At 57.0% G+C, this 26,039-nt stretch carries 23 protein-coding genes and 1 tRNA gene; 8 read left to right on the forward strand and 16 right to left on the reverse strand.

The features are described 5' to 3' along the window. Positions 1-29: 29 nt before the first annotated feature. Positions 30-1,511, forward strand: a complete 1,482-nt coding sequence (locus tag HPC62_RS12935) for an MFS transporter (RefSeq protein WP_172356274.1) — start codon at positions 30-32, stop codon at positions 1,509-1,511. Between the two features lie 14 nt (positions 1,512-1,525). On the opposite strand, the gene HPC62_RS12940 is transcribed toward HPC62_RS12935, so the two are convergent. Then, positions 1,526-1,714, reverse strand: a complete 189-nt coding sequence (locus HPC62_RS12940) for a hypothetical protein (protein WP_172356276.1) — start codon at positions 1,712-1,714, stop codon at positions 1,526-1,528. Between the two features lie 118 nt (positions 1,715-1,832). On the opposite strand from HPC62_RS12940, the gene HPC62_RS12945 reads away from it, so the two are divergent. Next, complete coding sequence (locus HPC62_RS12945) at positions 1,833-3,188, forward strand: hypothetical protein (protein ID WP_172356278.1); 1,356 nt, start codon at positions 1,833-1,835, stop codon at positions 3,186-3,188. A 1,128-nt stretch (positions 3,189-4,316) separates the two neighbouring features. On the opposite strand, the gene nadB is transcribed toward HPC62_RS12945, so the two are convergent. The 4 genes from nadB to HPC62_RS12965 form a co-directional block, all read right to left on the reverse strand. Continuing rightward, on the reverse strand, positions 4,317-6,038 hold the full coding sequence (gene nadB, locus HPC62_RS12950) for an L-aspartate oxidase (protein ID WP_172356280.1): 1,722 nt from the start codon (positions 6,036-6,038) through the stop codon (positions 4,317-4,319). 11 nt (positions 6,039-6,049) lie between these two features. Then, positions 6,050-6,481 (reverse strand): photosystem II complex extrinsic protein PsbU, encoded by a 432-nt coding sequence (gene psbU / locus HPC62_RS12955; protein WP_172356282.1) that lies wholly within the window; start codon positions 6,479-6,481, stop codon positions 6,050-6,052. Positions 6,482-6,633: 152 nt separating this feature from the next. Further along, positions 6,634-7,620, reverse strand: a complete 987-nt coding sequence (locus HPC62_RS12960) for an adenylate/guanylate cyclase domain-containing protein (protein WP_172356284.1) — start codon at positions 7,618-7,620, stop codon at positions 6,634-6,636. A gap of 432 nt (positions 7,621-8,052) precedes the next feature. Next, the gene (locus tag HPC62_RS12965; RefSeq protein WP_225910544.1) at positions 8,053-8,874 is read right to left on the reverse strand and encodes a DUF3120 domain-containing protein; all 822 of its coding nucleotides are present in this window, start codon (positions 8,872-8,874) and stop codon (positions 8,053-8,055) included. A 544-nt stretch (positions 8,875-9,418) separates the two neighbouring features. Here HPC62_RS12965 and HPC62_RS12970 point away from each other — a divergent pair. Both HPC62_RS12970 and HPC62_RS12975 read left to right on the forward strand, forming a co-directional pair. Continuing rightward, on the forward strand, positions 9,419-10,321 hold the full coding sequence (locus tag HPC62_RS12970) for an undecaprenyl-diphosphate phosphatase (protein ID WP_172358934.1): 903 nt from the start codon (positions 9,419-9,421) through the stop codon (positions 10,319-10,321). A 135-nt stretch (positions 10,322-10,456) separates the two neighbouring features. Continuing rightward, the gene (locus HPC62_RS12975) at positions 10,457-11,806 is read left to right on the forward strand and encodes a TIGR03279 family radical SAM protein (RefSeq protein WP_172356286.1); all 1,350 of its coding nucleotides are present in this window, start codon (positions 10,457-10,459) and stop codon (positions 11,804-11,806) included. Positions 11,807-11,925: 119 nt separating this feature from the next. Here the strand turns inward: HPC62_RS12975 and HPC62_RS12980 are convergent, their stop codons facing one another. The 7 genes from HPC62_RS12980 to HPC62_RS13010 form a co-directional block, all read right to left on the reverse strand. Then, positions 11,926-12,612 carry an SH3 domain-containing protein gene (locus tag HPC62_RS12980; RefSeq protein ID WP_205369499.1) on the reverse strand — a complete coding sequence of 229 codons (687 nt, stop codon included), beginning with the start codon at positions 12,610-12,612 and terminating at the stop codon, positions 11,926-11,928. 74 nt (positions 12,613-12,686) lie between these two features. Next, positions 12,687-13,235: a hypothetical protein gene (locus HPC62_RS12985; protein ID WP_216655251.1), complete on the reverse strand. Its 549-nt coding sequence runs from the start codon at positions 13,233-13,235 to the stop codon at positions 12,687-12,689. Positions 13,236-13,351: 116 nt separating this feature from the next. Then, positions 13,352-15,583 carry a GumC family protein gene (locus tag HPC62_RS12990; protein ID WP_172356290.1) on the reverse strand — a complete coding sequence of 744 codons (2,232 nt, stop codon included), beginning with the start codon at positions 15,581-15,583 and terminating at the stop codon, positions 13,352-13,354. 418 nt (positions 15,584-16,001) lie between these two features. Then, a complete protein-coding gene (locus tag HPC62_RS12995) occupies positions 16,002-17,213 on the reverse strand; it encodes a polysaccharide biosynthesis/export family protein (protein ID WP_172356292.1) in 1,212 nt (403 codons plus the stop codon). Between the two features lie 173 nt (positions 17,214-17,386). Next, entirely contained in the window at positions 17,387-18,118 is a 732-nt protein-coding gene (locus HPC62_RS13000; RefSeq protein ID WP_172356294.1) for a cyanoexosortase B system-associated protein, read from the reverse strand. 11 nt (positions 18,119-18,129) lie between these two features. Further along, positions 18,130-19,107 (reverse strand): cyanoexosortase B, encoded by a 978-nt coding sequence (gene crtB / locus HPC62_RS13005; RefSeq protein WP_172356296.1) that lies wholly within the window; start codon positions 19,105-19,107, stop codon positions 18,130-18,132. Positions 19,108-19,283: 176 nt separating this feature from the next. Continuing rightward, positions 19,284-20,471: a DegT/DnrJ/EryC1/StrS family aminotransferase gene (locus HPC62_RS13010; protein ID WP_172356298.1), complete on the reverse strand. Its 1,188-nt coding sequence runs from the start codon at positions 20,469-20,471 to the stop codon at positions 19,284-19,286. 111 nt (positions 20,472-20,582) lie between these two features. Here HPC62_RS13010 and HPC62_RS13015 point away from each other — a divergent pair, with 111 nt between their 5' ends. Beyond that, positions 20,583-20,807: a hypothetical protein gene (locus HPC62_RS13015; RefSeq protein ID WP_172356300.1), complete on the forward strand. Its 225-nt coding sequence runs from the start codon at positions 20,583-20,585 to the stop codon at positions 20,805-20,807. A 266-nt stretch (positions 20,808-21,073) separates the two neighbouring features. Here HPC62_RS13015 and HPC62_RS13020 read toward each other — a convergent pair whose 3' ends face one another. Together HPC62_RS13020 and HPC62_RS13025 are read right to left on the reverse strand one after the other, a co-directional pair. Further along, a complete protein-coding gene (locus HPC62_RS13020; RefSeq protein ID WP_172356302.1) occupies positions 21,074-21,988 on the reverse strand; it encodes an ABC transporter ATP-binding protein in 915 nt (304 codons plus the stop codon). 244 nt (positions 21,989-22,232) lie between these two features. Continuing rightward, positions 22,233-22,370, reverse strand: a complete 138-nt coding sequence (locus HPC62_RS13025; protein ID WP_068509389.1) for a photosystem II reaction center protein K — start codon at positions 22,368-22,370, stop codon at positions 22,233-22,235. A gap of 404 nt (positions 22,371-22,774) precedes the next feature. On the opposite strand from HPC62_RS13025, the gene HPC62_RS13030 reads away from it, so the two are divergent. Beyond that, complete coding sequence (locus HPC62_RS13030; protein ID WP_068509385.1) at positions 22,775-22,999, forward strand: DNA-directed RNA polymerase subunit omega; 225 nt, start codon at positions 22,775-22,777, stop codon at positions 22,997-22,999. Positions 23,000-23,035: 36 nt separating this feature from the next. Continuing rightward, a complete protein-coding gene (locus HPC62_RS13035; RefSeq protein WP_172356304.1) occupies positions 23,036-23,707 on the forward strand; it encodes a hypothetical protein in 672 nt (223 codons plus the stop codon). Here the strand turns inward: HPC62_RS13035 and hemF are convergent. Both hemF and HPC62_RS13045 read right to left on the reverse strand, forming a co-directional pair. After that, on the reverse strand, positions 23,704-24,777 hold the full coding sequence (gene hemF / locus HPC62_RS13040) for an oxygen-dependent coproporphyrinogen oxidase (protein WP_172356306.1): 1,074 nt from the start codon (positions 24,775-24,777) through the stop codon (positions 23,704-23,706). The genes HPC62_RS13035 and hemF overlap by 4 nt on opposite strands. Positions 24,778-25,085: 308 nt before the next feature. Further along, positions 25,086-25,177: transfer RNA gene (locus HPC62_RS13045), tRNA-Ser, on the reverse strand. A gap of 154 nt (positions 25,178-25,331) precedes the next feature. On the opposite strand from HPC62_RS13045, the gene HPC62_RS13050 reads away from it, so the two are divergent. Then, a complete protein-coding gene (locus HPC62_RS13050) occupies positions 25,332-25,604 on the forward strand; it encodes a bluetail domain-containing putative surface protein (RefSeq protein ID WP_172356309.1) in 273 nt (90 codons plus the stop codon). The last annotated feature ends 435 nt before the right edge of the window (positions 25,605-26,039 follow it).

Raw genomic sequence — 26,039 nt, forward strand, 5'->3', positions numbered from 1 at the left:
TTCTTTCCCTGTTTTAGGTTTTCAAGCCGATGAGCGAGTCTGCCTCCAAACTGTCCAAATCTTCCAAATCTCCCGAAGACACCCTCAGCTTTGGCACCAAGCTGGCCTATGGAGCCGGAGACTTGGGAACCGCCATCACGGCAAATATCCTGGCGGTGTTTTTGCTGGTGTTTTTTACCAGCGTGGCGGGCATTCCGGCGGGCATCGCAGGCAGTATTCTGCTGGTCGGCAAAATCTGGGATGCCGTGAATGATCCGATTGTGGGGATTCTGAGCGATCGCACTCAAAGCCGCTGGGGCCGCCGCTATCCCTGGATCGTCGCAGGCGCGATTCCCTTCGGCATTTTCTTCTTCTTGCAGTGGATTGTGCCTCGTTTTTCCGACAATCCCACCACAAACCTATGGGCACTGGTGGCCTACTACATCGCGGTTTCAGTGCTGTTCAACGCCTTCTACACCGTCGTCAACCTGCCCTACACCGCCCTCACTCCAGAACTCACCGACGACTACGACGAGCGCACCAGCCTCAACAGTTTTCGCTTTATCTTTTCCATCGGCGGCAGCATTTTGTCGCTGGTAATCGTGCTGGCCATTTTCAACGCCATTCCCGACGACGTAGCTCAGCAATATCGGGCGATCGGCGCAATTTGTGCGGTGATTTCGGTGCTGCCCTTTTTCTGGTGTGTGTTTGGGACTTACGGCCATGTGACGCGGCGACAACAGCTTCGCGGCGCAGTCGAAACCAGCACCCAGGAAATGCCCATCCTCCAGCAGCTCAAAGTGGCCTTTGCCAATCGCCCCTTTTTGTTTGTGATTGGTATTTACCTTTGCTCTTGGCTGGCGCTGCAAAACACCGTCACCATCATTCCCTACTTCGTGCGCGACTGGATGGGTCTGTCGAACGCGGTCTACACCCAGGTCGTGATGGCGGTGCAGGTAACGGCGTTGGCAATGCTGCTGGTGTGGGAGCGAATTTCGCGGCGCGTGGGCAAAAAAGCGGTCTACATCCTGGGCATGGTGCTGTGGGTGATGGCAGAAATTGGGCTGTTTTTCCTTCAGCCGGGACAGGTGGGCTGGATGTATTTTTTGGGAATTTTAGCCGGGATGGGTGTGTCTACGGCTTACCTGATTCCTTGGTCGATGGTGCCCGATGTGATTGATTTGGACGAACTGCACACCGGACAGCGGCGCGAGGGCGTGTTCTATAGCTTTATGGTGTTTTTGCAAAAAATGGGGCTGGCGATCGCTCTCTTCCTGGTCGGGCTGGCGCTGGATACCGCTGGCTTTATCGAAAGCACTGCCGGAGAAGCAACCCCCATTCAGCCAGACTCGGCACTCACCGCCATCCGCGTGATGATCGGTCCGCTGCCGGCCATCGTGCTGCTGCTGGGCATTGGGCTGGCCTATTTCTACCCCATCTCCCGCGAGGTTCATGCCAATATCCTGCTGCAACTGCACGAGCGCAAGCACGCATCGGGAAATCCGCCGGATACTGAGCCAGGCCTACGCTGAAATTTTGACGTAGCTCACGATCTCAGGTGCGATCGCCAGCAGCGATTCGCTCCTGGCCAGGGCAGATTGCACGGCATCTCCCGACCGGTGAGTGGCGCTCGCCGCGTTTGATCCACCAGTTCCAGCAGCACTAAGCGCAGCGCGGCATCCTGCTCCGCCTGAGCCACAATCCGGGCAGCAACATGCAGAGTTGGTGTTGTCATTGCGAAACTCCTTGATAGCTAAACGTTTCAGCCCGTCCAGCCCGCCATGAGACAAAAGATTTATCGTTAAAATAGCGGGTATCTTCCATTACGCGATTTGGCGCTGCACGGTTTTCTCATGGCTCCCGTTCCGTCCGAACCTCAGCCGTCCGCTCCCGAACTATCGCCATCGGGCACACTCCCCAACGCGCCAGATAGCGCTCGTTTGGCGGTAGACTCGATTTGGGTCTGGAGCGCAATTGGCCTCTTGCTGCTGCTGGTGCCTGTCGGGGTCGGCTCGATGGCAGTGCGGGAACTGCTGGTGCTGCCTGTGCTGCCCCGCTGCTGGAATGTGGCCCAAAGCAACAACTCTGGCTCTACTCGGATTTACTGTGCTGAGATTTTAGCGAATAAACAAACGGTTGAAGATCTGCGACGCGCTATTCAGTTGGCAAACCAGGTTAATGCAGACGATCCGCTGCGCGACAAGAGCGATCGCCTGATTGAGCAATGGACTCAGGATATTCTGCGACTGGGGGAGGCGGAGTTTCAGGCAGGTTCCCTCGACCGGGCCCGCGATATCGCCAAGCGGGTTCCGTTTCACGTCGCTACGTATGCGACGGCTGAAGCAAAAATCAAAGAATGGGAAGCAATTTGGGCCAAGGCTGAGAAAATTTACAGCGAGGTCGAAGCCGAGATCGATCAGGAAAACTGGTTTGCGGCCATGTCTGCGGCCCGAATGCTGTTAACCGTGGGCAATCAATATTGGGCAACTACCCAGTATCAAGCGCTAATGCGGCTGCTGCAATCGTCTCGTGAAAGTGAAGCAACCGCGCGGCGATCGCCCAATTCAGCCAGCAAGGGAGGCGGGCTGAACGATCTGATCCGTCAGTGGGAAACTGAGCAAACAAAGACAGACGCAGAACGATTAAAGACGGCCCAGGAGTTGGCTCAGGGTGGCCGAGTTGAGGATTTGCGGGCCGCAGTAGGTGCCGCAGAGCAGGTACTTTACGGCACGCCGCAATATGATCAGGCCCAGTCTTTGATCAACACCTGGCGACAGCAAATCGAAGCGATTGAAGATCGCCCCCGGCTGGCGCGTGCGGCTGAGTTGGCTCGCCAGGGCGATGTGCGATCGCTCGAAGTGGCTATAGACGAGGCAAACCAGATCACCTGGGGGCGATCGCTCCATGAAGAAGCCCGCACTCAAGCAGATACCTGGCGGCGACAGGTTCATGAACTGCGGCTGCGAGAGCAGGAAGAGATGCTGCGTCAGCTAGATCGATCTGCCAGCACCACTCCACCGCCTTTGCCTGCGCCTCTGCCCCCGGTCGTTCCGGTCGTGCCGTCTGCCCTGCCAGTCTCCGAACCCGTTCTGACGCTGCCTGCGGAGGGAACGTCGCCCGCGCTGCCTGCAAGCGTGCCTGCAAATGTGCCGGCCAGCGATAGTGTTGCTTTGCCGGGCGATCGCTCTACCCCAGACCCAATGCCCTAGCCCGCTTCAGACCGTCAGATTTCGTTAATTTCACTCCAATTCACTCCAAAAGCAGAGCCGTGAGGTCAATCCACGGATAGATTTTCATTTCCAAAATTCACGGAAGATAGAGTGATATCGATTTTTGATTTTGGATTGCCAGTCCGGCATCTACGGGAGATCTACCAATCTCATTCCTATTGCTATGTCAGACACGTACAGTCAGTAATTTCTACCAGCTAGTACGCAGAGGCAGGATTTAAGTAACGGATATTACTTACATTAAAAGCTTCTATAAAACGTTAAAAGTTATAAGAAGTGCTATTAAGTTTTCGTGAAGATCCGAAATGGGTGACTGTGGCCGTGAATACCATTGGGTATATCAACACCAATCCTAACCTAAATAGCGGGGTCTCATTTCAAACCCTCGTCATCCCATTGTTGGCTAGTTGACTAGGCAGTTTTTTGGGATTCCAGCGAGGGCGATCGCCAAAAGTTCGTAGCACGAGATGTGTCCTTTAATCCGTGAAAATACTCATGTATTTCAGAGTTGGTATAAAATGATTCTTGACTCTATAATTACTCATGAATGAGGGGTCTGACCCTCCAAGCACTTATTTTTTGGGCTTTTCATTAGCCCTAGCCAGCAATTAAGAATAAAGATTTCAGCAGATATACTTATAAAAATTGCGATATTCAGCTATACTGTGGTGTGTAATTCGTGAATCTACTGTCTGTCACTAGGTTCTATGGGTAGCTCCATTAGGTTTGCAAATTCAGTCTTACTGGCGGTCGGGCTTTCCCTTGCAGCAGCTTCTTCTGCAACGACCTACCCAGTCGAGCGTTGGTCTACTCTCAGTGACAGTAGGCTGGAGTTCCAGCGCTTGGGTTCGCCTGATGCAGTGAATCCCTCGACAGGTCGGATGCGAAATCTGGTTCGGCCTCAAAACTCTTCCTATGACCCACCCGTGCAGGGCGGCCCCCAGAGTTCTCAAGGCTCTGGAACTCGGTAGACTAAAGCTTGATCTTGATGGCGATGCAGAGTTGGCGTAAGGCGTTGTGAGGTTTCAGCGCAGCTCCTTGGGTCAAGAGGTTAAGAGCTTGTCGGTGCCTTATTTCAGTCTGCGGGCATCTGACCTAAGCGCCTAACTAGAGCTTAATCGGCATTTTCCACCAGCGCTCAGACCGAATCAGCGTATGGGCCTGCCAATTCGTGTTTTCTGTATGGGGGTAGTCCGAGCGGTAGTGGCCTCCCCGGCTCTCAGTTCTGAAGGAAGCACTTTTCACCAATAGATAGGCTACGTCCAAGAGATTGCGCGTTTCTCCCCAGTTCCTAATCTGCGTAGGCGCGAGTCCTGCTTTAGCGAGAGAAACAGGGGCATCCAGGTGAGCGGGGCAGCGACTAAGGAACTGGCTCAGCGGCATCTCAGAAAACTGAAGCCGCCACTCCTGAATTTGGGCGATCGCCCGTTCAAGCGACTGCTGCTCTCGACAGATGCCTGCTGCTTGCCAGACTAGTGGCGGCAGGTTTTGGCGAATGGTTTGAATCGCTAATTTTTGAGACTCCCAGTCGGCAATGGCGCTGCTGGGAGCCAGGCTCGGCGAACTTTTTAAGGTATTGGGGATACTGGGGGCATTGGGGGCGATCGCCGCTAGCCAATTTTCAGGCAGTGCGACATGCCGAAGTTGCGCCCCAAACACCAGGCACTCCAAGAGCGAGTTGCTGGCCAGGCGATTTGCGCCGTGTACCCCTGTGCTGGACGTTTCCCCAACAGCATACAGCCCCGCAATCGAGGTCTGGCTGTGGAGATCGGTCAGCACGCCCCCCATCCAGTAATGAGCTGCTGGCGCGACGGGCACGGGCGCTTGAAACACATCCACTCCCCACTGCCGACAAACCTGCACAATGTTGGGAAAGCGCCGCTGAATGGTTTCAGGCGGAATCGGGCGCAGATCTAGCCAGACATGCCCATGCGCCGGATCGGGATGATGACTCTGTAGATAGCTGAAGATTGCGCGGCTTACCACGTCTCGTGGAGCCAATTCGCCCTCAGGGTGATAGTCAAAGGCAAATCGCTGTCCTTCGTCATCGATTAGGTGTGCCCCTTCGCCGCGCACAGCTTCGCTGACCAAAAATCTCGGCGCACCCGGTTTTGTGAGCGCCGTGGGATGAAACTGGACAAATTCTAAATCCCGCAGCACTGCGCCGCCCCGCCAGGCCATGGCCACGCCGTCGCCTGTGCTGAGAGCGGGGTTGGTGGTTTGGGCAAAGACCTGGCCACCCCCTCCTGTCGCCAAGACCACGGCTCCAGCCGCTAGCCGACAGAGTTGCCCCTCGACCATCGCTACTACACCCAAGCAGCGATCGCCCGTCTCTGTTAGCCACAGGTCGAGCGCAAAGCTCTGGCTCATGACGTGGATGTTTGGGCGCTGAAGCACCTGTTCCGCCAGGATAGACACCACAGCCCGTCCGGTGGTGTCTGCCGCGTGTAGCACCCGCCGTCGCGAGTGAGCCGCCTCCAGCGTCATGGCCAGATCAGCCCCATGCCGATCGAACAAAACCCCCATAGCCAACAGATCCCGGATACAGTCGGGAGCCTGTTGCACCATGAGGGTCACAGCTTGGCGATCGCACAGTCCTGCGCCTGCCCGCAGCGTGTCTTCGATGTGTAGCTCTGGCGAGTCATCCGCCGCCATTGGCGCAGCAATGCCGCCTTGGGCCCATTCACTAGCCGAGGTGAGCAACTCGTCTTTGGTGATTAGTCCGACGCGAAAGCGGGTCGGTAAACACAGCGACGTATAAAGTCCGGCTGCTCCCGCGCCAACGACTAAGACATCAAACTGGCGAGAAAAAGAAGACGACGAGGACAACTGCGGTCTGCCTAGCGGTAAATGCCGTTGTTAAAGCGATCGCCCCCTTCTACGAGCGCATCGAGCGGCGGGCTAACAACAAAGTTGCTGAAGTTGTTTTTCAGAATTTCTTTTTGTGCCTCGGTCAGCCCCGGCATTTTCAGCACGTCTTCCACGCTTTCAAACGGGGCATTCTTGAGGATCATGCGGGCCAGAGTCGGGTACATACCAGGATACTGCATGAACGCCCGGACGTTGGTGTTATTCAAGTCAATTTTTTTGCCAAAGTCGGTCGCTAGCTTGTCATCCATCGCATTGCGGAATTGCTGTTCTGCCAGCACGGGCGATGGATTGAAGGACAGGGGGCTGAGCGAGGCCGCGATCGCCGTCTGAGGCGAACCCAGCCACCCCCAAGAGGTGAGCATTAGACCCAGAATCATCAACACGCCAACCAGTCGCTTCATCAGTCGAATCCCTTCCAACTACAGTTCTCCAAATCAGCAGCCTGTAAAGCAGCCTATAAACCAGCAGCCTATAAGAGCTACTTTATAACTCTCAACAACACAGCTTTAACAGCCTCATAATTAGAGACTACCACTTTGGGGGGAGTATCGCCCTAGATCTTGCTGCTCAGCTTCAAAAACGTATCCAGGTCGGCGAAAGAGCCAGCATAGGTGACGGTCGGCGTGTCGTAGCCCTTGAGGCTAACGGTGTATTGCTTAAACAAATTGGGGTTGGCGATCGCCCCGGCCAGGTATTGATACGTCGTTTCCCCCAGGGCCACGTCCATGCCAATTTGCTTGGTAGACGATTCCAGACGGAAGGCGGCATTCACCGTGTCGCCCAGGGCGGTGTAGTCGGGGCGATCGCCCGTACCCGTGTTGCCCACCATCGCATAGCCCGTGTTTAGCCCTGCGCCCACCCGCAGTGGAAACGGCAGCGGATAGCGCTCATGCAGGCGGCTGGTCATTTTGTGCAGAGCGCTGAGGGCGCGAGCAATCCGCACCATCTCGTCGGGCGTAATGCCCTGCGCCCCGTGAATCCAGACTGCCATAATCGCGTCGCCGATGTATTTATCGACCCAGCTTCCATATTCGCGAATGATGTCGCCCGCGCAGCGAAACCAGGTGCCGATCGCCTCTGAGAGAATTTTTTCGTCTAGCTGGCGCGTCATCACCGTAAAGTCGCGAATATCGACGACCAGCACCGAGATGAGCCGCCGGACGTGGAGGGTGGCAGTAGCGGTAAATTCTTGTGAGTCGATACCGACCGAGGAGTCATGGAGGTGCGACAGTTCGGGAGAGTAGAACTCTAGCTCGGTTTGCCCAAAGGTGAGGCGATCGCCATTGTGGAGCGTTACGGGCACGCTCACCCGCCGACCGTTCACAAACGAGCCGTTGCGGCTGCCCAAATCGATCAGGTAAAACTCGCCTGTCTCCATGCGTTGCAGCATGGCATGGTTGCGCGAAATCCAGCGATCGGGCAGCACAAAATTGTTATCGTCTCCTCGTCCAATCGTCCAACAGTTGTTGTTCGTAAGTGAGAGGTAACGATTGCCAGCGTCGGTTCGTAATATCAGATGGGGAATGGGTTGGGCAGTCACTGACAAAGATGAGAAACCGCTAAATCTTTCCCAAAGAGATGCATCCTGGTGAGTCTGGCACGCTGTGTCAGCGAAGGGCCAGCCGAGCCAGAGGCGCTCCAGAAACAACCTTGCAGATGCTCTGTAGAGGCTCCATCGAAGCTCTAAATCACCCTGAGTGAGAACCGCCAGTGGTCTTAGCCCGTTTGCACCATGTCAACAAACCCTCAAGTCTCTCAGAGAGGCTTAAGAGAGGCTTGTAGCACTCTGCCAACGATGCGCTGCAATTCAGGACACCCATTTGCCTGGAAACTTCGCAATATCCAGCATTTGCGCCCATAACCTGCAACGACAATCAGCTAACTCACTCCTGCAACTCAACCATGCGACCCTAGCAATGCTACCAAAGCCACACTACTAAGTTAGCCCAGGATACTCAAATCATATCCTCAGTCAGGCAGCAGTCGCCGCTAACCAGAATAAGCCATCTACCAAAAGAGTGCTCAAAATCGCTCCTCCAAAGCTCCACCCGTGGAGCGATCGCAACCGTAAAGGCGCAAACCCCAGCATCACCAGCAGCCCCACTAGCAGCAGCGCAAAGCCACCACCCCAGGGCGTATACATCTGATGAAGGGCTGCCTGAAGGATTGTTCCGGCGGCACTTGCGTCTGACTGCATTAATTGTCGCCAATAGGGAACCAGATCGACCAGGTAGAAATACAGATCCGTAATTGCGGTTCCCAGCAGTGACCCCAGGTAGAACCAGCGCCCTATTTTGTGTTTTGCCCTGTGGAGGCCAGGCAAGATGAACGGCAGACCCAGCGCCTCGACGGGCAGATGATAAAACGGCTCCCAGCGCAGCCAGCCCCAATAAATCGACCCGGCAAGCCAGGTCCAGGCAAAGCCAATCAGCAAGTCACCCCAAAGTTTAGTGGTCGGCTGGCGCAAGAGCGATAGCCCCAGTCCAACCCAGAGCAGTGTCATCCCCAGACTCAGCCAGGGAAATAGCTGCACTAGCGGTGCCTGGAAAAACACCGGAACCGAGACTAAAAAGACAGATGCCGAAAAAACTGCGAGATGAGTCGTGTAGTCTGCTTGACGCTCTGCCACTTGAGATTCTGCAGCAAGATCGCTGGGGAGGGCAGCAGGCAGACCCGAAGGCACGAACGGCAAACGAACCGGCAGAATCGCTGATTCAGCGGCTGAGTCGGCAGTAGATTCAACGATGGACTCGGTGAGGTAAAGAGAGCGATCGCGCGGTGTAATGGAAACCAACTTTAATACCAACGATTCTTAATGCTTTTCATTTAGTTTACGTTATTTAACACATTGAGGAAAGCCTTGGAGCGATGTAGACAGGGGGTTGGTTTAGGCAGATTATTGAGTCCGGCTAGGGCGTGTTTTAAAATCCTTCGATCCCCCTAGCCCCCCTTAACAAGGGGGGAACCGAGCCGAGCCACTCCGGAAGTCCCCCTTTTTAAGGAAGTCCCCCTTTTTAAGGAGGGGGATCGACTCAGGGCAATCAATGACCTAGAAAGTTTTAAAACAGTGCCTAGGATTTAGCCCTCGCGATCATGGCCCTAGCGCTGGCACTTCGTACAGGATTCTATCCAGGACTTTATAAAGGATTTACTGAGATTTACAGCCTGTTTACCAAGCAAGGGGACTGGAAGCCGAGGAATTGCGCTTGACTCGGCTAAGATGTGGTGGAGTTTTAGAGATTAAGCGCATGGAGTTGATCAACCTGCCTCTGCTTTCGGCTTGGCGTGTGTTCACGCAGGGTGAACCCTTTGCAACAGTCTCAGGCGTTTCTCAAGGGATGCAGCAAGGAGTCGCAGGCATTGCACAGGGCTGGCCCCCGCTGGCGATCGCCCAATCTGCTGCTCCAGATGCCGCTGCGGAGCCGGGTCTCTTGACCAGTACCTTCCAGGCCATTGTGCTGGGGCTGGTGCAGGGGATCACAGAATTTTTGCCCATCAGCAGCACCGCGCATCTGCTGATTTTTACAAAAATCTTGGGCTGGTCGGCCGTAGGCGAAAAGTATTTCGTAGACGCAATCCAGTTTGGCAGCGTAATTGCTGTGTTGATGTACTTCTGGCAAGACATTCGCCAGATTCTCGGCGGCGCGTGGACTGCCCTCCAGCAAAAGGACTGGCAGCGCGAGGAGTGGAAGATTCTGGTGGGGATCGCTGTGGGCACGATTCCGGCACTGGTGTTTGGCTACCTGTTTCGCGATGCTATCCCCGAAAGTGCGCTTGTGATTGCGGTGGTGTCGATTGCGATGTCTCTGCTGTTGGGCTTGGCCGAGAAAATTGGCAGCCGCAAGCGCGGGTTCGATAATTTATCAATTTTGGACGGGCTGCTGGTGGGATTGGGGCAAACGCTGGCGCTGGTGCCCGGTGTGTCTCGCTCTGGCTCCACCCTGACGACGGGCATGTTTTTGGGGCTACAGCGACCGACTGCGGCTCGCTTCTCGTTTTTGCTGGGAATTCCTACCCTGGCGATCGCCACACTCTATCAGTCCACCAAAGCCTTTGACAACGTCGATCGGCTGCTGCCGCTGCTGGTAGGGATTATTTCCACCTTTATTTTTTCCTACTTGGCGATCGCCTGGCTGCTGCGCTATCTCCAGCGCAAAAGCACCTGGGTTTTTGTCTGGTATCGCCTCGCCTTTGGGACCACGATTTTGCTCTCGCTGGTAGCAGGGCTGATTCGAGAATAGGGGCGTGAATCAAATGGAGCGGCAGAGGATGGTGCGATCAGGGGATGATGGGATAAGAGGGATCATGGAATGATCGAAGACGGGGTTGATCTGCCAACCCCCCTGCACGCCAACCCTCCCTTCTCTCAACCTGCCATGAGCGATGCCGCCATCAAGCCTGCCCTGATTACCCGCGTGCTGCCCGACTCGATCGCCGCAGAGATTGGGTTTGAGCAGGGCGATCGCCTCGTGTCGATTAACGGACAGGCTCCCCGCGACCTGATCGACTATCAGTTCCTCTGCGCCGATGAGGTGCTGGAGCTAGAAGTGCTGGACGCTGCGGGCAAGACGCACCAGATTGAGATTGAAAAAGACTACGACGAAGACCTGGGGCTGGAGTTTGAGTCGGCTCTGTTTGACGGATTGATCCAGTGCAACAACCGCTGCCCCTTTTGTTTTATCGACCAGCAGCCGCCCGGAATGCGGCAAACCCTCTACCTCAAAGACGATGACTATCGCCTCAGCTTTCTCTATGGCAGCTACCTGACGCTGACCAACCTGCCCCAGCGCGAGTGGGATCGCATCGCCCAACTGCGCCTGTCACCGCTTTATGTCTCGGTTCACGCGACGGAGCCAGAAGTTCGCATTCGCCTGCTAAAAAATCACCGAGCGGGTCAAATTCTCGACCAACTGCGCTGGTTCCAGAAAAATCGGCTGCAAATTCACGCTCAGGTCGTTGTGTGTCCGGGCATCAACGACGGCGTGCATCTGGAGCAGACACTGCGAGATCTGGCTTCGTTCCACACGGGCGATATTCCCGCCCTTGCCTCCGCTGCGGTCGTACCCGTCGGGCTGACCCGCTTTCGCCCGGCCGAAGATGAATTAATTCCAGTCACACCGGAACACGCCCGTCGGGCGATCGCCCAAGTGCAGGCGCTCCAAGCAGAGTTCCGGGCTAAATTTGGCTCTAACGTCGTGTGGCTGGCAGATGAGTGGTTTCTGATTGCAGGACAAGACCTGCCGCCCGAATCCCACTACGAAGACTATCCGCAGATTGGCAACGGCGTGGGGTCGATTCGTCAATTCCTGAAGCAGTTCAAAATAGCCGCTCGTCAGTTGCCCAAATCTGTGAGTCCGCCGCGCCGCTGGGTGTGGGTGGTGGGCAATGCCGTTGAGCGAGCCTTTCAGCCGATTCTCAAACGCCTGAACGAAGTGGACGGACTGACCGTGGAGATGGTGGCGCTGCGAAGCGACTATTGGGGGCAGTCCATCACGGTGACGGGGCTACTGACAGGGCACGACCTGGCGCTGGCGCTAGCCGGGCGGGATCTGGGAGATGGCGTGCTGCTGCCGTCGCTGATGCTGAAACATGGCGACACGCGGTTTTTGGACGATACGACGGTGGCAGATCTGGAAAAACGGCTGAAAACACCGATTTACGTCGTGTCTGGTATTGAGGGGCTGTTGGAAACGGCTGTGCAGTCTCCTGTGCTGGCTGCCCGCTAGTCGCGATTTTGCGAAATCGAACTCAGTTAGGACTTACGCAGTTGGACAATTTCTCGCGGGCTGCACCCGCGAGAAATTGTCCAAAACCCAAAGGGCTTATCGCAAGTGCATAAGTCCTATCAGTGTGTTGTAAACCGACTGGCGGCGTATTCCCAGTATTCGCTGTAGCGGTCGTCGGGCTGCACGTCGCAGTAAATTTCTCGGATGCGATCGCGGCTGCGGTCGTCCTCGCGGGTTTGCAGGTCGCAGGTGCCACGGGCCGGCACGTAGCGATCGCCCAATTCCGATGATCGGAAATAACGAACGCGCAGCACCGAGTCGCCCCCCAGGGTTTCGCCCACCTCTCCCACATATTCCAGCACAGCGCGGGAACTGCGGAGCCGCAGGCTGACTTCGTTATCGCGGCGCAGCCGAATGATTTCCGCCACACCAGACGTGCGATAGCGCCGGGTTTCAATGCGGCCCCGCGATTCATAGACCACGTCTGAGCTAGACGGCGGACGGCTGCTAGAGGAACTGCCCTCCTCGACCGACAGATGGCGACGCTGCACCCAGCCCGCCCCACGATCGCCCCGCACGTAGACCCAATCCCCATCGCGGCGAATCACCTCGACGCGATCGCCCCGCCGAAACACGTTGGTCATGGGATAACTCTCGCCGGGGCCAGTGCGAACACTAAGTCCGTCGATGGTGACGCGCCCGACCTGGGCCAGGGCGGCCCCTGCGGATAGGGCGATCGCCATGCAGGATGCCAGGATCATGCCCACACTCCGACGAATCCGTTCACGCTGCCTAAGCTGCATCATTTTCATGATCACCCAAAGTCACATGATCACCCGAAGTTACAACGACCCTCACAACGACCCAAAGACGCTCTCGACTACGCGCAGCCCTCGATATACTGCACCTCAGGTAGCTTACCTGCGCGATACTCGACCACCCGCCCCCGATTCGTTTCAAAAATCACCCGAAAGCTCTTATCTGCCTCATCCTTTGGCACAAAGGTCAGATACTTTCCATTTTCAAAGTACTCATGGGGATTAGAGACGATCTGACCCGGATAAAGTTGCTGAATTTGCGCCTCGGTGCTGCCAATTCCCGCGCCGCTGAGGGTCTTGATTGGACTATTTCTGCCTACGTCCACCCGCGCAATCTGCCCATCCGTAACCATAAAGCTCAGACCCGAAATTCCTTGAGCATTCAGAAAATAACATGCATCCCCCTCGCTGTAAGCATTTTCTGCCCGCACTAGAGGGATGCCCGCCGCCTGCTTCGCCTCGTTGACCGTCATGCCCACGCGCACCGGGCCGACACCCTTGAGATGCACGCGAGAATCAACGCTGAGGGTGGCTTGGGCCTGGGCGGGAGCAACGGAAACGCAGACCAGACAGCAGACGAGCATTACCACAAACAAGAGTCTTTTCAGCATAGAGTCACCGGAGGAAGGGGAATGAATGGTGGGGCGAGTAGATTTTGGATTTTGGATTGGCGAGCGATTGAGGAGTGAGAAGATTGGCGATTGGTGAGATTGAGACCGCGGCGGGGCTATCGCTTTCCAGCGCGGGTCAGGCGGGTAGAGAGCGTGTCGGGCTCGGCGGCAGCCGGGGGAAACAGGTCGGGCTGATCTTCAATTGGCTCAAGCTCTGGTTCTGTGGGGCCGAAGGAACGCACAGGCACGTCTGCACCGTTGATCACCGCGCCCAAAAACTGGATGGTTTCTGACTCGATGAACTGATCGACGGCTTCGGTCAGCAGGCCGTCTTCTGTGATGCCGGGTCGGGTCACCAGCAAGAGTCCGTCGGTGTGTGGCTCTAGCAGCAGCGCGTCGGTATGGCGGCTGAGGGGGGGCGTGTCGATCACCACCAAGTCAAATCGACCACAGGCATCTTCGAGCAGGCGCTTGACTTCGCCCGATTCTAGAATAGCGGCTGCCTGTCGCTGGGGGCCGGGGCTTGGCAAAATGTAAAGGTTTTCTATCTCAGGCACCAGGCTAAATTCACCCCGGTCGAAGTGTTGCAGCGGCTCTAGCTGGCTGTCGGGGTTTGGCGCAACGCGCAGGGCAGTGGCTTGGGAGGGCGATCGCAGATCGGCTTCAATCAGCAGTGTCCGCTTGCCAGCGCGGGCAGAGGCGATCGCCAGGTTGTAAGCCGTCACCGTTTTGCCCTCGCCGCCCAGCAGACTGGTCACCACGACAGCTTTCAGACCGCCCGTCCCCGCTGCCCGCCGTAGATTGCCCCGCAGCCGCTCATACGGCTCCAGGTAGGGCGAATCTGCCTTCAGCACCAGCGGCATGTCCTCCGTATCGGCAACTCCGGACAAATCAGGTAGTAAACCCAAAATTGGCACTTCCTGCTGGCGCAGCGCCAGTTGCAGATCGGGCAGCGTGTGGAAGGTGGCATCCAGCGAATCGAGCAGCATGACTAACCCGCTGCCCACCAGCAGCCCCACCAGCCCGCCCACCAGTAAAATCGCCAGACTGTTGCGCCCTTCGGCGTTGGCGATCTCCGTCTGAGGCGGCTGCACGACTACTAGACTGCCGACGGTTTCCTCCGCCGCCAGCCGCACGTCCGCCAGCTTTGCCTGGATCTGGTCGTAGAAGTTTCGCTTCAGCACGACCTGCTGCTCCAGCCGCGATTGCTCCACCTGACGGTTGGGCACGGCAGTATATTCCTGGCGGAGTTCCTGCTCGGCGGCGCGGAGGGCTTCAAGCTGCTGCTGGAGGGATTCTCGTTCGGTTTGCAGGTTGACCAGCGTATTGGCCAACTGCTGGCGGGCAGGGTCGAGGCTGCTGCCTTGGCGGATCGTGGACAGGCTAGCGAGGGGTGCAGCAAGCTGGTTGCCACCGATCACTTCGGTCACCCGCTGCTGCAACAGCGCCTCGAAGGACTGCTGCTGGTGCTTCAAGTCCAGCATGGTGGGATGTTCGGGGCGCAGGTTGCGCGAGAGCAACTGAGTTTGTAGCTCGTTTTGGTAAATCTTGGCCCGCAGGTCGGCAATGATGGGGTCGGCGCTGAGGGCGGCGGAGGTATAGGCCTGGTCGGCGGAAAGTCCCAAGCGCGATTCTAGGCTGCGGATCTGAGCGGCGATCGCCTCTAGATTCAGCCGGATCTGGCGCTGCTGCTGCTGGCTAGCGGTAATTGCGCCCACCAGTTGACCGTCCTGCGCGGCTTGAATTGCAGGCCCTTCGACGCGCACATATTCTTCCAGGTCACGCTCCGCCAGCCGCAACTCCTGCGTCACCACAGGCAACAGCCGATTCAGGTTGTCGATGATTTGCTGGATTTGCTGGCGGTTAAACAGGCGGCTCTGATCTACCATTGCCTGCATCAGTGCCACCACCGTTGCCTGGGCTACGCGATTGTCTGGGTCGCGATACTGCACCAGCACCCGCAGCCCCACTTCCTCCGCATTCCGATTGCGATTTTCTCCTTCGGGGCGGGGATTAACGACTACCGCGGCGTTGCGTCGAATGATAAAAGCATCTGTCCTCACCTGTTGGGTGGCAAGCTGCTGCACTGCGGTTTCTACTACAAAGTCCGACAGCAGCGTTTCTGCCGTCATCACCTGGGCCTGCTGCTGGAGGGCGGTGTTGGTCTGGCTAACGGTGACGGGCGGCGCGGCATAGCCCAGCATCCCCCGCGAGATGTAGCTGGTCGGCGGGGCGGGCTGGAGTGCAGCCACGCCCGATAGCCCCATCACCAGCGCAAACCCTGTCAGCCCGGCCCACTTGTGGCGGTCTAGCGCTACGAGATATCGCTTGATTAGAGGGGAAACCATTGAGGGGATTGCGGATTGCGGCGGGACTAACTCAGGCGAAGGGGGACAGGGAGACGACGCTGCCCATCATTCTAGGCTTGGGTCTACTGTGTATACGCCTCGATTGTTTGCGTCAAGCTCTGAACGATCCCCCTAAATCCCCTTTAATAAGGGGGACTTTCGACCCCCTAAATCCCCCTTATTAAAGGGGGACTTTCGATCCAGTTCTCTCTGCTGCGGGTCACTCTGGGTTCGATCCCCCCTTGAACAAGGGGGGCTAGGGGGGATCAAAGCATTGCCACTCAAACATAGAAGACTTGCATGTACACTATAGAGACTTAGGGAGGAAGGGATGCTGACCCTGGCTGCATTTTGCAGAAATTGGACGTTCAATTTTATATACCCACCGTAACGCATCTTACGGAAGTCTTAGGCTGAATTATGGCTCAAACAGGCTTTCCGAAGCTTCGGTGAGTCGGTCGAAAAACAGCAGGAAGCCCAGCACATCGCGGAAGGGCTGGGTGAAGACATTCAGTGCATAGGTGACGCGGCTGATCAGGTTGCGCCCGATGATGATTACATCATTGTGCTGGAGACGGGGGTTTTCTTCGGGGTCGCCGCGTAGGGCCCGGCGGGCGTTGAAGTCAAGGCGGATGGCGCGGCCCTGGTCGGGGTCGTAGCGAATCAGGGCGATGTCGCGCAGGTCGGCGGTGTCGGGGTTGGGGCCAATGGCGGCGATCGCATCGAGGAAATCACTCCCGTTGGGTAGGGTAATGTTGGCGATCGCCCGTCCGCCGCCGCGGCCCCCCAGGCTGTTGGAATAGTTCAGCACGCGGATGTTGATCTGCGGCTGGGCGAGGGTAGAGCGGGCGGTCAGGTCGGGGTCGTAGCCGTCTCGGTTGGCAGCGGTGAGGGCAGGTACGATAACGGTGTCGCCATCGCTGAGGCGCACAGCGGGCAGCGCAGTCGAGTCGCGCAGGGGCGTATACAGATCGAAGGTTCGCTCTAGGGCTGCTCCCGTTGGGGCAGTGCGGCGAATGGTCACGCGCCGCAGGTCGGCTTGGCGCGTCGTGCCGCCTGATGCCAGCAGCGCGGTAGAGAGTTGTGGGCTTTCCATGGGGTAATAGCCCGGCCGAAACACTTCTCCCAGCACCGTCACCCGCACGGGCCGCTGCGCGACCAAAATCACGTCTACCTGCGGATTCACCACAAAGCGGTTGAGTTCCTGCTGAATCTGTAAGCGGGCGCTGTTGAGAGTTTGTCCGTCTAGCCGCAGCGACCCCACCAGCGGCACCAGCAGGTTTCCTTCTAGGTCGAGCGTGCCCTGAAAGCTGAGGTCGGGAAACCGCAGCACGTTTACAAAAATTGAGTCGCCGGGCCCCAGTCGATAGCGGTTGAAATCGGCAAGGGGCGTGGGGCGGGCAGGCGGACGAGTACGAGCGGCGGGCGGCGGGCTGTTGGGCGGCGGCGGGTCTTTTTTGATATCAAGCCGATCGAGCGAGGGCGGCGGCACCGGGATGTCTACGGTTTGCGCGGTCGCAGAAGCGCCCCAGACAGAAGCGCCCCAGATGGTCAGCAAGATCAGGGGCAGACCAGACCAGCCAGGCAAACGGGCGATCGCCCAGGGGAAACACGTCGCGGGAGCGGTCATAAACACGCAGGATAAACTCCACCCAATCCAGATCGAGACACACAGCCGATCCTGGCTAGTATTGGCTGGATTTGACTACAGTTTGACTCAGGACTACGCATTTGCAATAAGGTTTCTGAATTTTGGACGATTTCTCGCAATCGTCCGACTGCGTAAGTCCTATGACTCTATCTTCATCGAAATGCACCCGCCATCAGTGCTGATTGTACGGCCTTTGCCAATAACTCGGCATCGGCGTGGGATTCCTCCAGGTTGCCCAGCGGCTCCATCGGCAGCAGCAGGGCGATCGCCACCCAGGGCATCCGCTGTTGCTGCGTCCACTGCATTCGCTGGTCGGCCCAAAACCATCGCCCCGGATCGGCGCTGCCGCCTGTCGGCCAGGCATACCATTGCACGACGGCGTAGGTCTGCTCGGCGTTCCAGTGGCGCGAAAATCGAGTATTGACCAGAATGGGCTGGCCATCAGAAGCGTTGACAGAAAAGCGCAAGTTTCGCCGCGAATCGACCCGCAGCCCAAACTCGCCGCTAAAGCTGACCCAATCGATTTCGGGGGCATCGGCCGACCGCATGGGCGATCGCAGCAGCAGAATTGCAGATGCAGGAGACTCGCTCGATGGTGTGGCTAAAGGGCCAGACGGTTCCCGCACTATCGTCTGCATTGACCAGCGCCGCACGCCGATGCGAATCTCCTCGCGGCTCTCGGTTTGCCACCCGGCAAGGCCCAGCCCGCTTTGCCGCAATGCCTGCACTTGCTCCAGATGCGCCATTTGGGGCGGCTGTGTCCAGGGCCACGGCTTGCCAAAGTAGCCGGGGAGGGCAGCGGCCAGGGCGATCGCCACCAGCAGCAGCGCCACCCAGCCGCGCCACGGGCGGGATAGGGTGGGTTTCGCGGGGATTGATTTCACGGCGATTTCTCCTAACGGCGCGGCAGCAGCGGTTCTGAACGAGGCCCTTCAGCGAGAGGAGTCTGGTCTACTGGGGCAGGCTGCCAGCGATCGCCCAGCCACTCGACCCCGCGCCAAACCCACAGCAGCCCGCCCAGCGTCAGTGCAGAATAGAGGTCACCGCCCCAGCCTTCGTGCAGCCAGTCGAAGGCGAGTTTTTGTTCGGTGCCGTGCAGGTAGGCCAGCATTGTGTTTCGCAAGATATTGGCGATCGCCGTCAGTCCCACAATCCCCAGCAGAAACAGGGCCGCCTTGAAGCGCGATTCCCGTAAGGATTGCCTCGTAAATCGCCAGCCCTCGGCCGCGTAGAGCAGGATCAGCCCCGCGTATAGCCCAGTAAACAGGAGCTTCAGCCCCGCGCAGTAGGGCGCAATTTCCACCACCTGATTGTTCACATACACATACACCTGATCCACGCACACATCCATGCCCATTTGGAGCAGCATAAACCCAGCGGCGATCGCAATCAACTGTTGCAAGGGCAGGATGTAGGGGGTCAGCAGATAGGGAAATGCCGTCGGCGTGGCCAGCGCCACCAGCAGCAGCGGAAACGCCATCAGCCGCAGCCCCGCCGCACCTTTGAGCCAGAGGCATAGCCCCGTCAGCACCAGCGGCAGCGACAGGTTCACTGCTTCGGCAACAGGGTGAAGATAGAGCCGTAGCCCCAGCAGCAGTAGCCCCAGCCCCAGGCCGTGCGCCCAGCCCATGCGCTGTTCCGGCAGCGTCTCCCAGTCGCCTTGCCGCTGCCACCCCAGCCACGCCGCCAGCGGCAGCCCCAGCAGCCCGCAGCTATAGTATTCATGCTCAATGCTGATGGTCTTGTTCAGCCAGCCCTCTGCCCAGTGCAGCAGCAGCGGCCCGTAGAGCAGCCCCAGCAGCCCCAGCAGCAGCCAGCCTCGAAATCGAGAGGGCGATCGCCAGATGCCAGAGCCAGAATAGCGAGGATGCATGGTAGTGCCCGTGCGGGAGGTGATGCAGGGATGCGGGAAAGGACGAGGTTTAGAAGTTTACTCTAGCATTCCACTGTTTAAACTACTGAAACTACTGAAACTACTAAAACGCTCCAACGTCCCAGTGCCCCGACGATCCAATCACTCCCGCATCCCACGTCTCATCCCACCATGATTCAGCACGACACCGAAAACGGCGCACTCACCGCCGCCTCGATCGCCCCGACGACGCGCTGAATCTGAGCGTCTGTCATGCCGGGGTAAATCGGCAGCGATAGCACCTGATGGCTCAGCCGCTCGGCATTGGGAAAATCTCCCAGTTTATAGCCCAGATAGCGGAAGGCGGGCTGTAAATGGCAGGGTACGGGATAGTGGATGCCTGTGCTGACGCGGCGAGACTCTAGCGCAGCTTGTAAAGCAACTCGCTCTAGAGGGCAGGCATTGGTTACACACACCACGTAGAGATGATAGGCGTGGCCGCCGCCGCTGACATTGGTGATGGGCTGGATTCCCGCAAACTGGAGGGGGGCCAACAGTTCGTCGTAGCGCTGGGCAATCCGCAGGCGATCGCGGTTCCAGTGGGGCAGGTGGGGCAGCTTCACGCCCAGCACAGCGGCTTGCAGCGTGTCTAGGCGGCTGTTTACGCCAAACTCGGTGTGGTAGTGCTTGCAGGGTGCGCCATAGTTGCGGAGCGATCGCAGCCGTTCGGCAATCTGCGCTTCCCGCGTTACCACCATGCCGCCATCGCCCAGCGCCCCCAGGTTCTTGCTGGGATAAAAGCTAAAGGCAGCCGCCATGCCAACGGAACCCGCACGATAGCCTTCGCGCTCCGCCAGATGCGCCTGGGCTGCGTCTTCAAAAATCATCAGGTCGTAGGTGCTAGACAAATCGAGCAACTGACGAGGCGACACCATTTGCCCGTAGAGGTGAACCGGGATGATGGCCCGTGTGCGGGGCGTAATCGCCTTTTCGGCGGCCACCAGATCTATCAGTGCGGTATCAGGTTCGCAGTCCACCAGCACCGGGGTTGCGCCCGATTGCAGCACGCCGATCAGCGTCGCCACAAAGGTATTTGCAGGCAGCAACACCTCATCGCCCTGCCCGATGCCGCAGGCCCGCAGCCCCAGGGTGATCGCATCCGTCCCAGAGCCGACCCCAACGCCATGCTCACTGCCACAGGCGCGGGCAAAGGCGATTTCAAAGTCGAGCAGCGCCCCACCCAACACAAAGTCTCCTTGGAGCATTGCCGTCTGAATCACTGCTTCAAGCTGAGGCTGGAGCGACCGATGCAGCAGCGCCAGGTCTGTTAGCGGGATGGGGGATGAGATGGCTTGTACCGGGGGAATTAGCACGGAAATAGTCATAGCAAAACGGGATTTTGGGGGTTCAGACGCTAGAGGGTCAGGGAACTTTCGCTGTCATGCTGGGGCGAGCAGGGCTAGAAGGTTGCCTGATTAGGGTTTACGAGCTTCCGCATGATTCTGACTTTTGCACTTACTGCACTTACCGCAATTGCATTGACTGCAATTGACAACTGCGATTGGCTTCGATTGGCTCGATTGGCTTCGATTGGCTCGATTGGTTTCGATTGGCTCGATTGGCATCAGTTGCCGCCTTTGGAACCGGGGGATTTGGAAATGGCTCCAACGGTCTTCTATGCTTCAACAGTCTCCAATACTGTTATGCGGGATGAATGCTAAAGATATCTGTAGGGGCGGCATAAAGAATTAATGAAAGCTGAGTTGGGATGTAACAGTGAGGGCGCGTGTATCCCCTTAACTGAAAGCAGTTCAGCCCCTTTCGAGTAAGAATTGCGACTTTGGTTCGCATCATTTCTACAGGAAATACCGGAGATGGAGCAGGTCAGGACGTGCCCCACATTTTTCTGCTGCGGTGTTGCTGTGCAGCAATAGCGTGCAGAGTTCGTATGCGGAGTTTGTATGCAGAGTTCGTATGCAGTTCCTGCTCAAGCTTTGAGGCGGGTGAGCTTGAGAAAAATATCGGTGAGGCTGGCTTCGTCTCGGGTGATGCTCAGCAGGGGCAGGGGGTTGAGGATGTCCAGAACTGGATACAGCAGGGACGAATCGGGGACGGTGAGGGTGCAACCCTGCACTAAAACCCCCAGCGCGTCTATCTTTTGCAGGCGATCGCCCGTGAGCGGACTCTCCAATTCAATATGGTAGGCAGAGCCAGAAAACTGACGGATTAGCTCAGGGGTGGCTTCCTCCGCCACAATTTCACCCTGACGGATAATGGCAACGCGATCGGACAATTCTTCGGCAATGTCAAGCTGGTGCGTGGTCAGCAGGATGGCGCGGCCTTCGGCAGCGATCTCTCGCACCAGTGCCTTCACCGCCTGCGTCGCCTCAACATCCAGCCCTAAGGTCGGCTCGTCCAGCAGCAGCAGTTGCGGGTCGTGGATCAGCGAAACGGCGATCGCCAGCTTTTGCTGCATCCCCCGCGACAAAGCTTGCACCACGGTTTTGCGCTTTTCCGTCAGCCCAAACCGCTCCAGCAGCGCCTTTCCTCGCTGATGCGCCACCCGTCGCGATAACCCCCGCAGCACGCCAAAGTATTCCAGGTTTTCCTCACAGGTCAAGCGCCAGTAGAGGTTGCGGTTTCCTTCCAGCACTGCGCCGAGCGATCGCAGCGCCCGACTGTCTCGGTGCGGATCGCGCCCAACGATTTGCACCTGGCCCGCATCGGGCAAAATCAGCCCCGCAATCATCTTGATGGTGGTGGTTTTGCCTGCCCCGTTGGGGCCCAGAAACGCCAGCACCTCGCCCGCACTCAGCACCAGCGATACGTCTCGCACGGCGGGCACTTCTATCTTCTTGTCTCGATAGACTTTTCTCAGACGTTGGGCGCTCAAAACTGGCATACAGAAGCAAAGTCCCCTTGGCAGGCTACTGGCAGGCGACCACTAGCGGATGATGTGGATTAGAAAGTTCCTTGTGTAAACGAATCGGGTGGACTGGGCGAATCAGCTAACTGGGGCAGACCCTCAGGACACAAAAAACTACGGCATGAAAGGCATGAAAAAAGGCGGGAACCAACCTGTCCCCACCCCCTTCAAAGAACCTGAGAAAATCAAAACCTCGGTAAAGCAGCTTAGGCAAAGCAGCTTAGCGGAAGCCCACGGCGGCTTGCCACACAAACGCCAGCAAAAAGAAGAACACGGGAATAATCGGCAGCACATCTACCAGGGGGTCGAAAATTGCGTAGGCTTCGGGCAGTTTTGCGAGTAACAGAGCCGCTTCCATGAGTGAAATAACCTCTCCAACACAGATCTCATAATTGGTGCATATTTTAACATGCGGTTAGGTTCCGAAACTATGCCTGCTCCGATTTTGTCCAGAGATTTTGCTCTATCACGTTGATCCAGCTAATCCAGCTTAATCCAGAGATCCAGAGGTTTTGCCCAGTGATTGCCCAGTGATTGCCCAGTGATTGCCCAGTGGTTGAATTCAATACCTTTGCCAACAGAGTGCCCATAGAGCGATGGATTGATGAGCCTTGCGCTACTCTCAGCGCAACTTTGGTTTGATGGTCGGCATCAACCGCGACTCGATTGGCTACACTGGAGTACGTCAGTTGGTTTGCGCGTTGACTTGATTTAGTTGACTTGTTTACTTGTTCTGTTTACTCGTTCTAAGGATTGGCAGCTATGAAACGGTCTCATTTTGATTCCAGCCATTTAATGCGTCGGGCTGAGGATCTCATCAACGCGGCTTCCAATCGCTATCGCATCACAGTTCAGGTGGCCAACCGCGCTCAGCGCCGCCGCTTCGAGGAGTTTGACAGCCTGGATGATCCCAAGATGAAGCCCGTGATTCGCGCCATTATTGAAATGTCGGACGAGCTAACTCAACCAGAAATTATTGGTGAATAGCGTAAGCTCAGTTGGAAGGAATGTGGAGGGGAGACCATGCGATCGCGCTCACGCCGACAAACCCGGATTCGGCTGCTCTCTCGGTTAATTGCCGCACTGCTGATTGCGGCAGGCATGTTGCTGGCGATGGGGCTGATTGCGCCAACCCAGACCCGCTATGCCAACTCGCCGCTGGGGGCACAACGGGCGATCGCCCAGCAGTATGGCGTTCCCATTCCCAGCCGCGTGGCGGAGGAGATCTATCGCCGCCTGCCAGAGATACCGCTCGAAAATAATTACATCTCTCAGCGCACGGGAGCCGTCGATCCCGAAGATACCTTCCTCAGCCGGATGATCCGATACCACACGCTGATTAAAGGGCGATCGCCCATCTCCCGGTTTGACTGGAAGTTGACCCTCGCGGATTACCTGGGCATCAACGAGCCGATGGTTCCCGGCTCCTATCCTGGGGCCATTAATCTCACTACCAATCCTCTAGAGGCAGACACCGCCGTGGTCAACCAGTTCACCCGCGCCCAGCGCGACGCATTGGTGAACACGCTCGTTGCCTTTTTTAACCCCAGCGTGCTAAATCCGCCGCCCCAGTTGACACCCTCTAGCATGTCCGCCGAAACTCCCCAGCAGAACGCGCCCCCCGTTGGTCGTGGCTCCACTCAGCCCCTGCCGCTAGAGCCACGACCCGGAGATGCTCAGCTTTTGATGCCCTAACCGTTCCACTCAGCCCAGTCCTGCGGCTTCAGAAACACCTCGTATAGCTCTGCTTCGGGTGTGCCCGGTTCCGGCTTGTAGTTATATTCCCAGCGCACTAGCGGCGGCAGCGACATGAGGATTGATTCGGTGCGGCCGTTGGTTTGTAGTCCAAAAATCGTGCCCCGGTCGTAGACCAGGTTGAATTCGACGTAGCGCCCGCGCCGATAAAGCTGGAAATTCCGTTCGCGATCGCCATACTCGTCATGCTGATGCCGTTCGGCGATGGGCACATAGGCGGGCAAAAAGGCGTTGCCACAGTCCTGCACAAAGGCAAATAGGTCTTCCCAGGTGCGTCCCTGCACGGGGCCGACCTGCTTGCTGTAGTCGGCTGCGGGGGTGTCGCTGTGGGAGCCGGGATAGGAAATGGGATAGAGGATGCCCTGCGTGTCTTGATAGTCGAAGAAAATGCCGCCCACACCGCGCGTTTCACCGCGATGCTTGAGGTAGAAGTACTCGTCGCACCAGCGCTTAAAGGCGGGGTAATAGTGCGGGTTATGGCGATCGCACGCCGCTTTGATGGTTTTGTGGAAATGGGCGGCATCTTCGCGGGTGGGATAGTAGGGCGTGAGGTCAATGCCGCCGCCAAACCACCACACTGGGCCCGCCTCAAAGTAGCGGTAGTTGAGGTGAACCGTAGGAATGTAGGGGTTGCGGGGATGCAGCACCATCGACGTGCCCGTGGCATAGAAGCCGTGCCCCGCCGCTTCTGGGCGCTGCACCAAAATCGATGGGGGCAGATCCTTGCCCCACACTTCTGAGAAATTCACACCGCCCTGCTCAAACACACGACCGCCCTTCAGCACGCGCGATCGCCCGCCGCCGCCCTCTTCGCGCACCCAGCCATCTTCCTGAAACTTGCCCTCGCCGTCTAGTGCCTCTAGTCCCTGACAGATGCTGTCTTGCAGCGCCTTCAGCGCTGTGCTGACACGCTCCCGCGAATCCGCAGGGGGCATTACATTAACCGCAGCGTTCGTAGAGACGGAACTGGGAGACGGAGAAGTCGCTTCGGGAGAGGGAGACGTTGCCATGATGGAAAAAGAACAGTTGCTAAAAGTAAAGGAAATGATCGACGAAACATCCGCAGCACTGATGCTGCATCCGGTTTTCACCGTTGCCGGATCTAGACTATCCCGGAACGATGCCCAATGCTTATGCGGTCAACAAATGTAACGAAAAGTGCAAAAAAGCTTAATAGACATAGCTAAGGCTTCGTTCAGCGGGTAGAAGCGATCGCCCACTTCCAGCAATTTCAACCGGCTCAACTGCTGAGTGCGCTCGATCGCTAGGACGTGACCCAGCCCTCTCTGAGCAATGCCCAAGGTTCATAAATCTAGAACGGAGAGAGAGGGATTCGAACCCTCGGTACGGACTTTCGAACCGTACAACAGATTAGCAATCTGCCGCTTTCGACCACTCAGCCATCTCTCCAAGATGCCGAAGCTTCATTTTAACAGAAGTCTGGTGTGCATACAAACTCTTTTGGAATGCAACAACGCAATCAGAAAAGGCACTAGACGGGGGCAGCAACTTTGCTGACAGACTCGTTCCAGCAGCCTGTTGACGCAAACAGCGATCCCGCAGGTTGTTTAATGCCGGGGTGAAAACTGGGCGATCGCTCGAAGCAGCAGTCCAAGCCGCATACCTCGACAAAAACCTGGCCCGACGAGGCAATCAGCGACCCCTGGCAAACCAAGCGGTCTTCTTTGAATGGCGAAACCGTACTTATCTTTCGGTGAACGATAATCAAGCGGGCTTTTCTGCTGGTCGTGATTTGCTGATCAACGTTACAGCGATCGCCTTGAGTGCGGGCGATGCCCAGGCAGGAGTATTGTCAGTCGGCAATTACTTTGCCTAGAGAGACCATTCTAAGAGCTAATTTATGAAGCAAATCTTAAGAAGCCTGAAACTCTTGGCATGTGTGGCTTTGAGGTCATGTTTGCCCAGGAAAAGCGGTTTCTCGGAAATCCTTGATTAATAAGGCTTTCAGGCTCCTTTACAAATTAGCTCTAAACTTAGCAAGGTTGTTCACTGCGAGCCGGTTTTGTAGATGTTTTGTCTGGGAGTGATGACTGTAAGGTGAGAACTTTTGAATGTGAGAATTTCTGGCTGCCAAAAATGCTGTATCGGATGACAATAGCCAGGTTTTTCCTAATGTTCTGAATAGGAAACGGTAGCGATTAGCAACTCAGAATAACTGTCAAAAACACTGTCAAAAAACAGTGCCAAAAAGCGGCTAGGGAGCAGACGGTTTTCCCTGGCCGCTTTTGCATGGGCTATGCATTGGACTAGT

The sequence above is a fragment of the Thermoleptolyngbya sichuanensis A183 genome, from assembly GCF_013177315.1.
In the GTDB taxonomy this organism is placed as follows: Bacteria; Cyanobacteriota; Cyanobacteriia; order Elainellales; family Elainellaceae; genus Thermoleptolyngbya; species Thermoleptolyngbya sichuanensis.

Excerpts from the sequence above, each read along its gene's own strand:
- HPC62_RS12940 (WP_172356276.1), bottom strand. The coding sequence starts at position 1,714 with ATGACAACACCAACTCTGCATGTTGCTGCCCGGATTGTGGCTCAGGCG.
- HPC62_RS13020 (WP_172356302.1), bottom strand. The coding sequence starts at position 21,988 with ATGCCAGTTTTGAGCGCCCAACGTCTGAGAAAAGTCTATCGAGACAAG.
- HPC62_RS12945 (WP_172356278.1), top strand. The coding sequence starts at position 1,833 with ATGGCTCCCGTTCCGTCCGAACCTCAGCCGTCCGCTCCCGAACTATCG.
- HPC62_RS12990 (WP_172356290.1), bottom strand. The coding sequence starts at position 15,583 with ATGGTTTCCCCTCTAATCAAGCGATATCTCGTAGCGCTAGACCGCCAC.
- hemF (WP_172356306.1), bottom strand. The coding sequence starts at position 24,777 with ATGGCAACGTCTCCCTCTCCCGAAGCGACTTCTCCGTCTCCCAGTTCC.
- HPC62_RS13035 (WP_172356304.1), top strand. The coding sequence starts at position 23,036 with ATGCGATCGCGCTCACGCCGACAAACCCGGATTCGGCTGCTCTCTCGG.
- HPC62_RS13010 (WP_172356298.1), bottom strand. The coding sequence starts at position 20,471 with ATGACTATTTCCGTGCTAATTCCCCCGGTACAAGCCATCTCATCCCCC.
- HPC62_RS13030 (WP_068509385.1), top strand. The coding sequence starts at position 22,775 with ATGAAACGGTCTCATTTTGATTCCAGCCATTTAATGCGTCGGGCTGAG.
- crtB (WP_172356296.1), bottom strand. The coding sequence starts at position 19,107 with ATGCATCCTCGCTATTCTGGCTCTGGCATCTGGCGATCGCCCTCTCGA.
- HPC62_RS12995 (WP_172356292.1), bottom strand. The coding sequence starts at position 17,213 with ATGACCGCTCCCGCGACGTGTTTCCCCTGGGCGATCGCCCGTTTGCCT.
- HPC62_RS12970 (WP_172358934.1), top strand. The coding sequence starts at position 9,419 with ATGCAGCAAGGAGTCGCAGGCATTGCACAGGGCTGGCCCCCGCTGGCG.
- psbU (WP_172356282.1), bottom strand. The coding sequence starts at position 6,481 with ATGAAGCGACTGGTTGGCGTGTTGATGATTCTGGGTCTAATGCTCACC.
- HPC62_RS12935 (WP_172356274.1), top strand. The coding sequence starts at position 30 with ATGAGCGAGTCTGCCTCCAAACTGTCCAAATCTTCCAAATCTCCCGAA.
- HPC62_RS13015 (WP_172356300.1), top strand. The coding sequence starts at position 20,583 with ATGATTCTGACTTTTGCACTTACTGCACTTACCGCAATTGCATTGACT.
- HPC62_RS12975 (WP_172356286.1), top strand. The coding sequence starts at position 10,457 with ATGAGCGATGCCGCCATCAAGCCTGCCCTGATTACCCGCGTGCTGCCC.
- HPC62_RS12980 (WP_205369499.1), bottom strand. The coding sequence starts at position 12,612 with ATGATGCAGCTTAGGCAGCGTGAACGGATTCGTCGGAGTGTGGGCATG.
- HPC62_RS12985 (WP_216655251.1), bottom strand. The coding sequence starts at position 13,235 with ATGCTGAAAAGACTCTTGTTTGTGGTAATGCTCGTCTGCTGTCTGGTC.
- HPC62_RS13025 (WP_068509389.1), bottom strand. The coding sequence starts at position 22,370 with ATGGAAGCGGCTCTGTTACTCGCAAAACTGCCCGAAGCCTACGCAATT.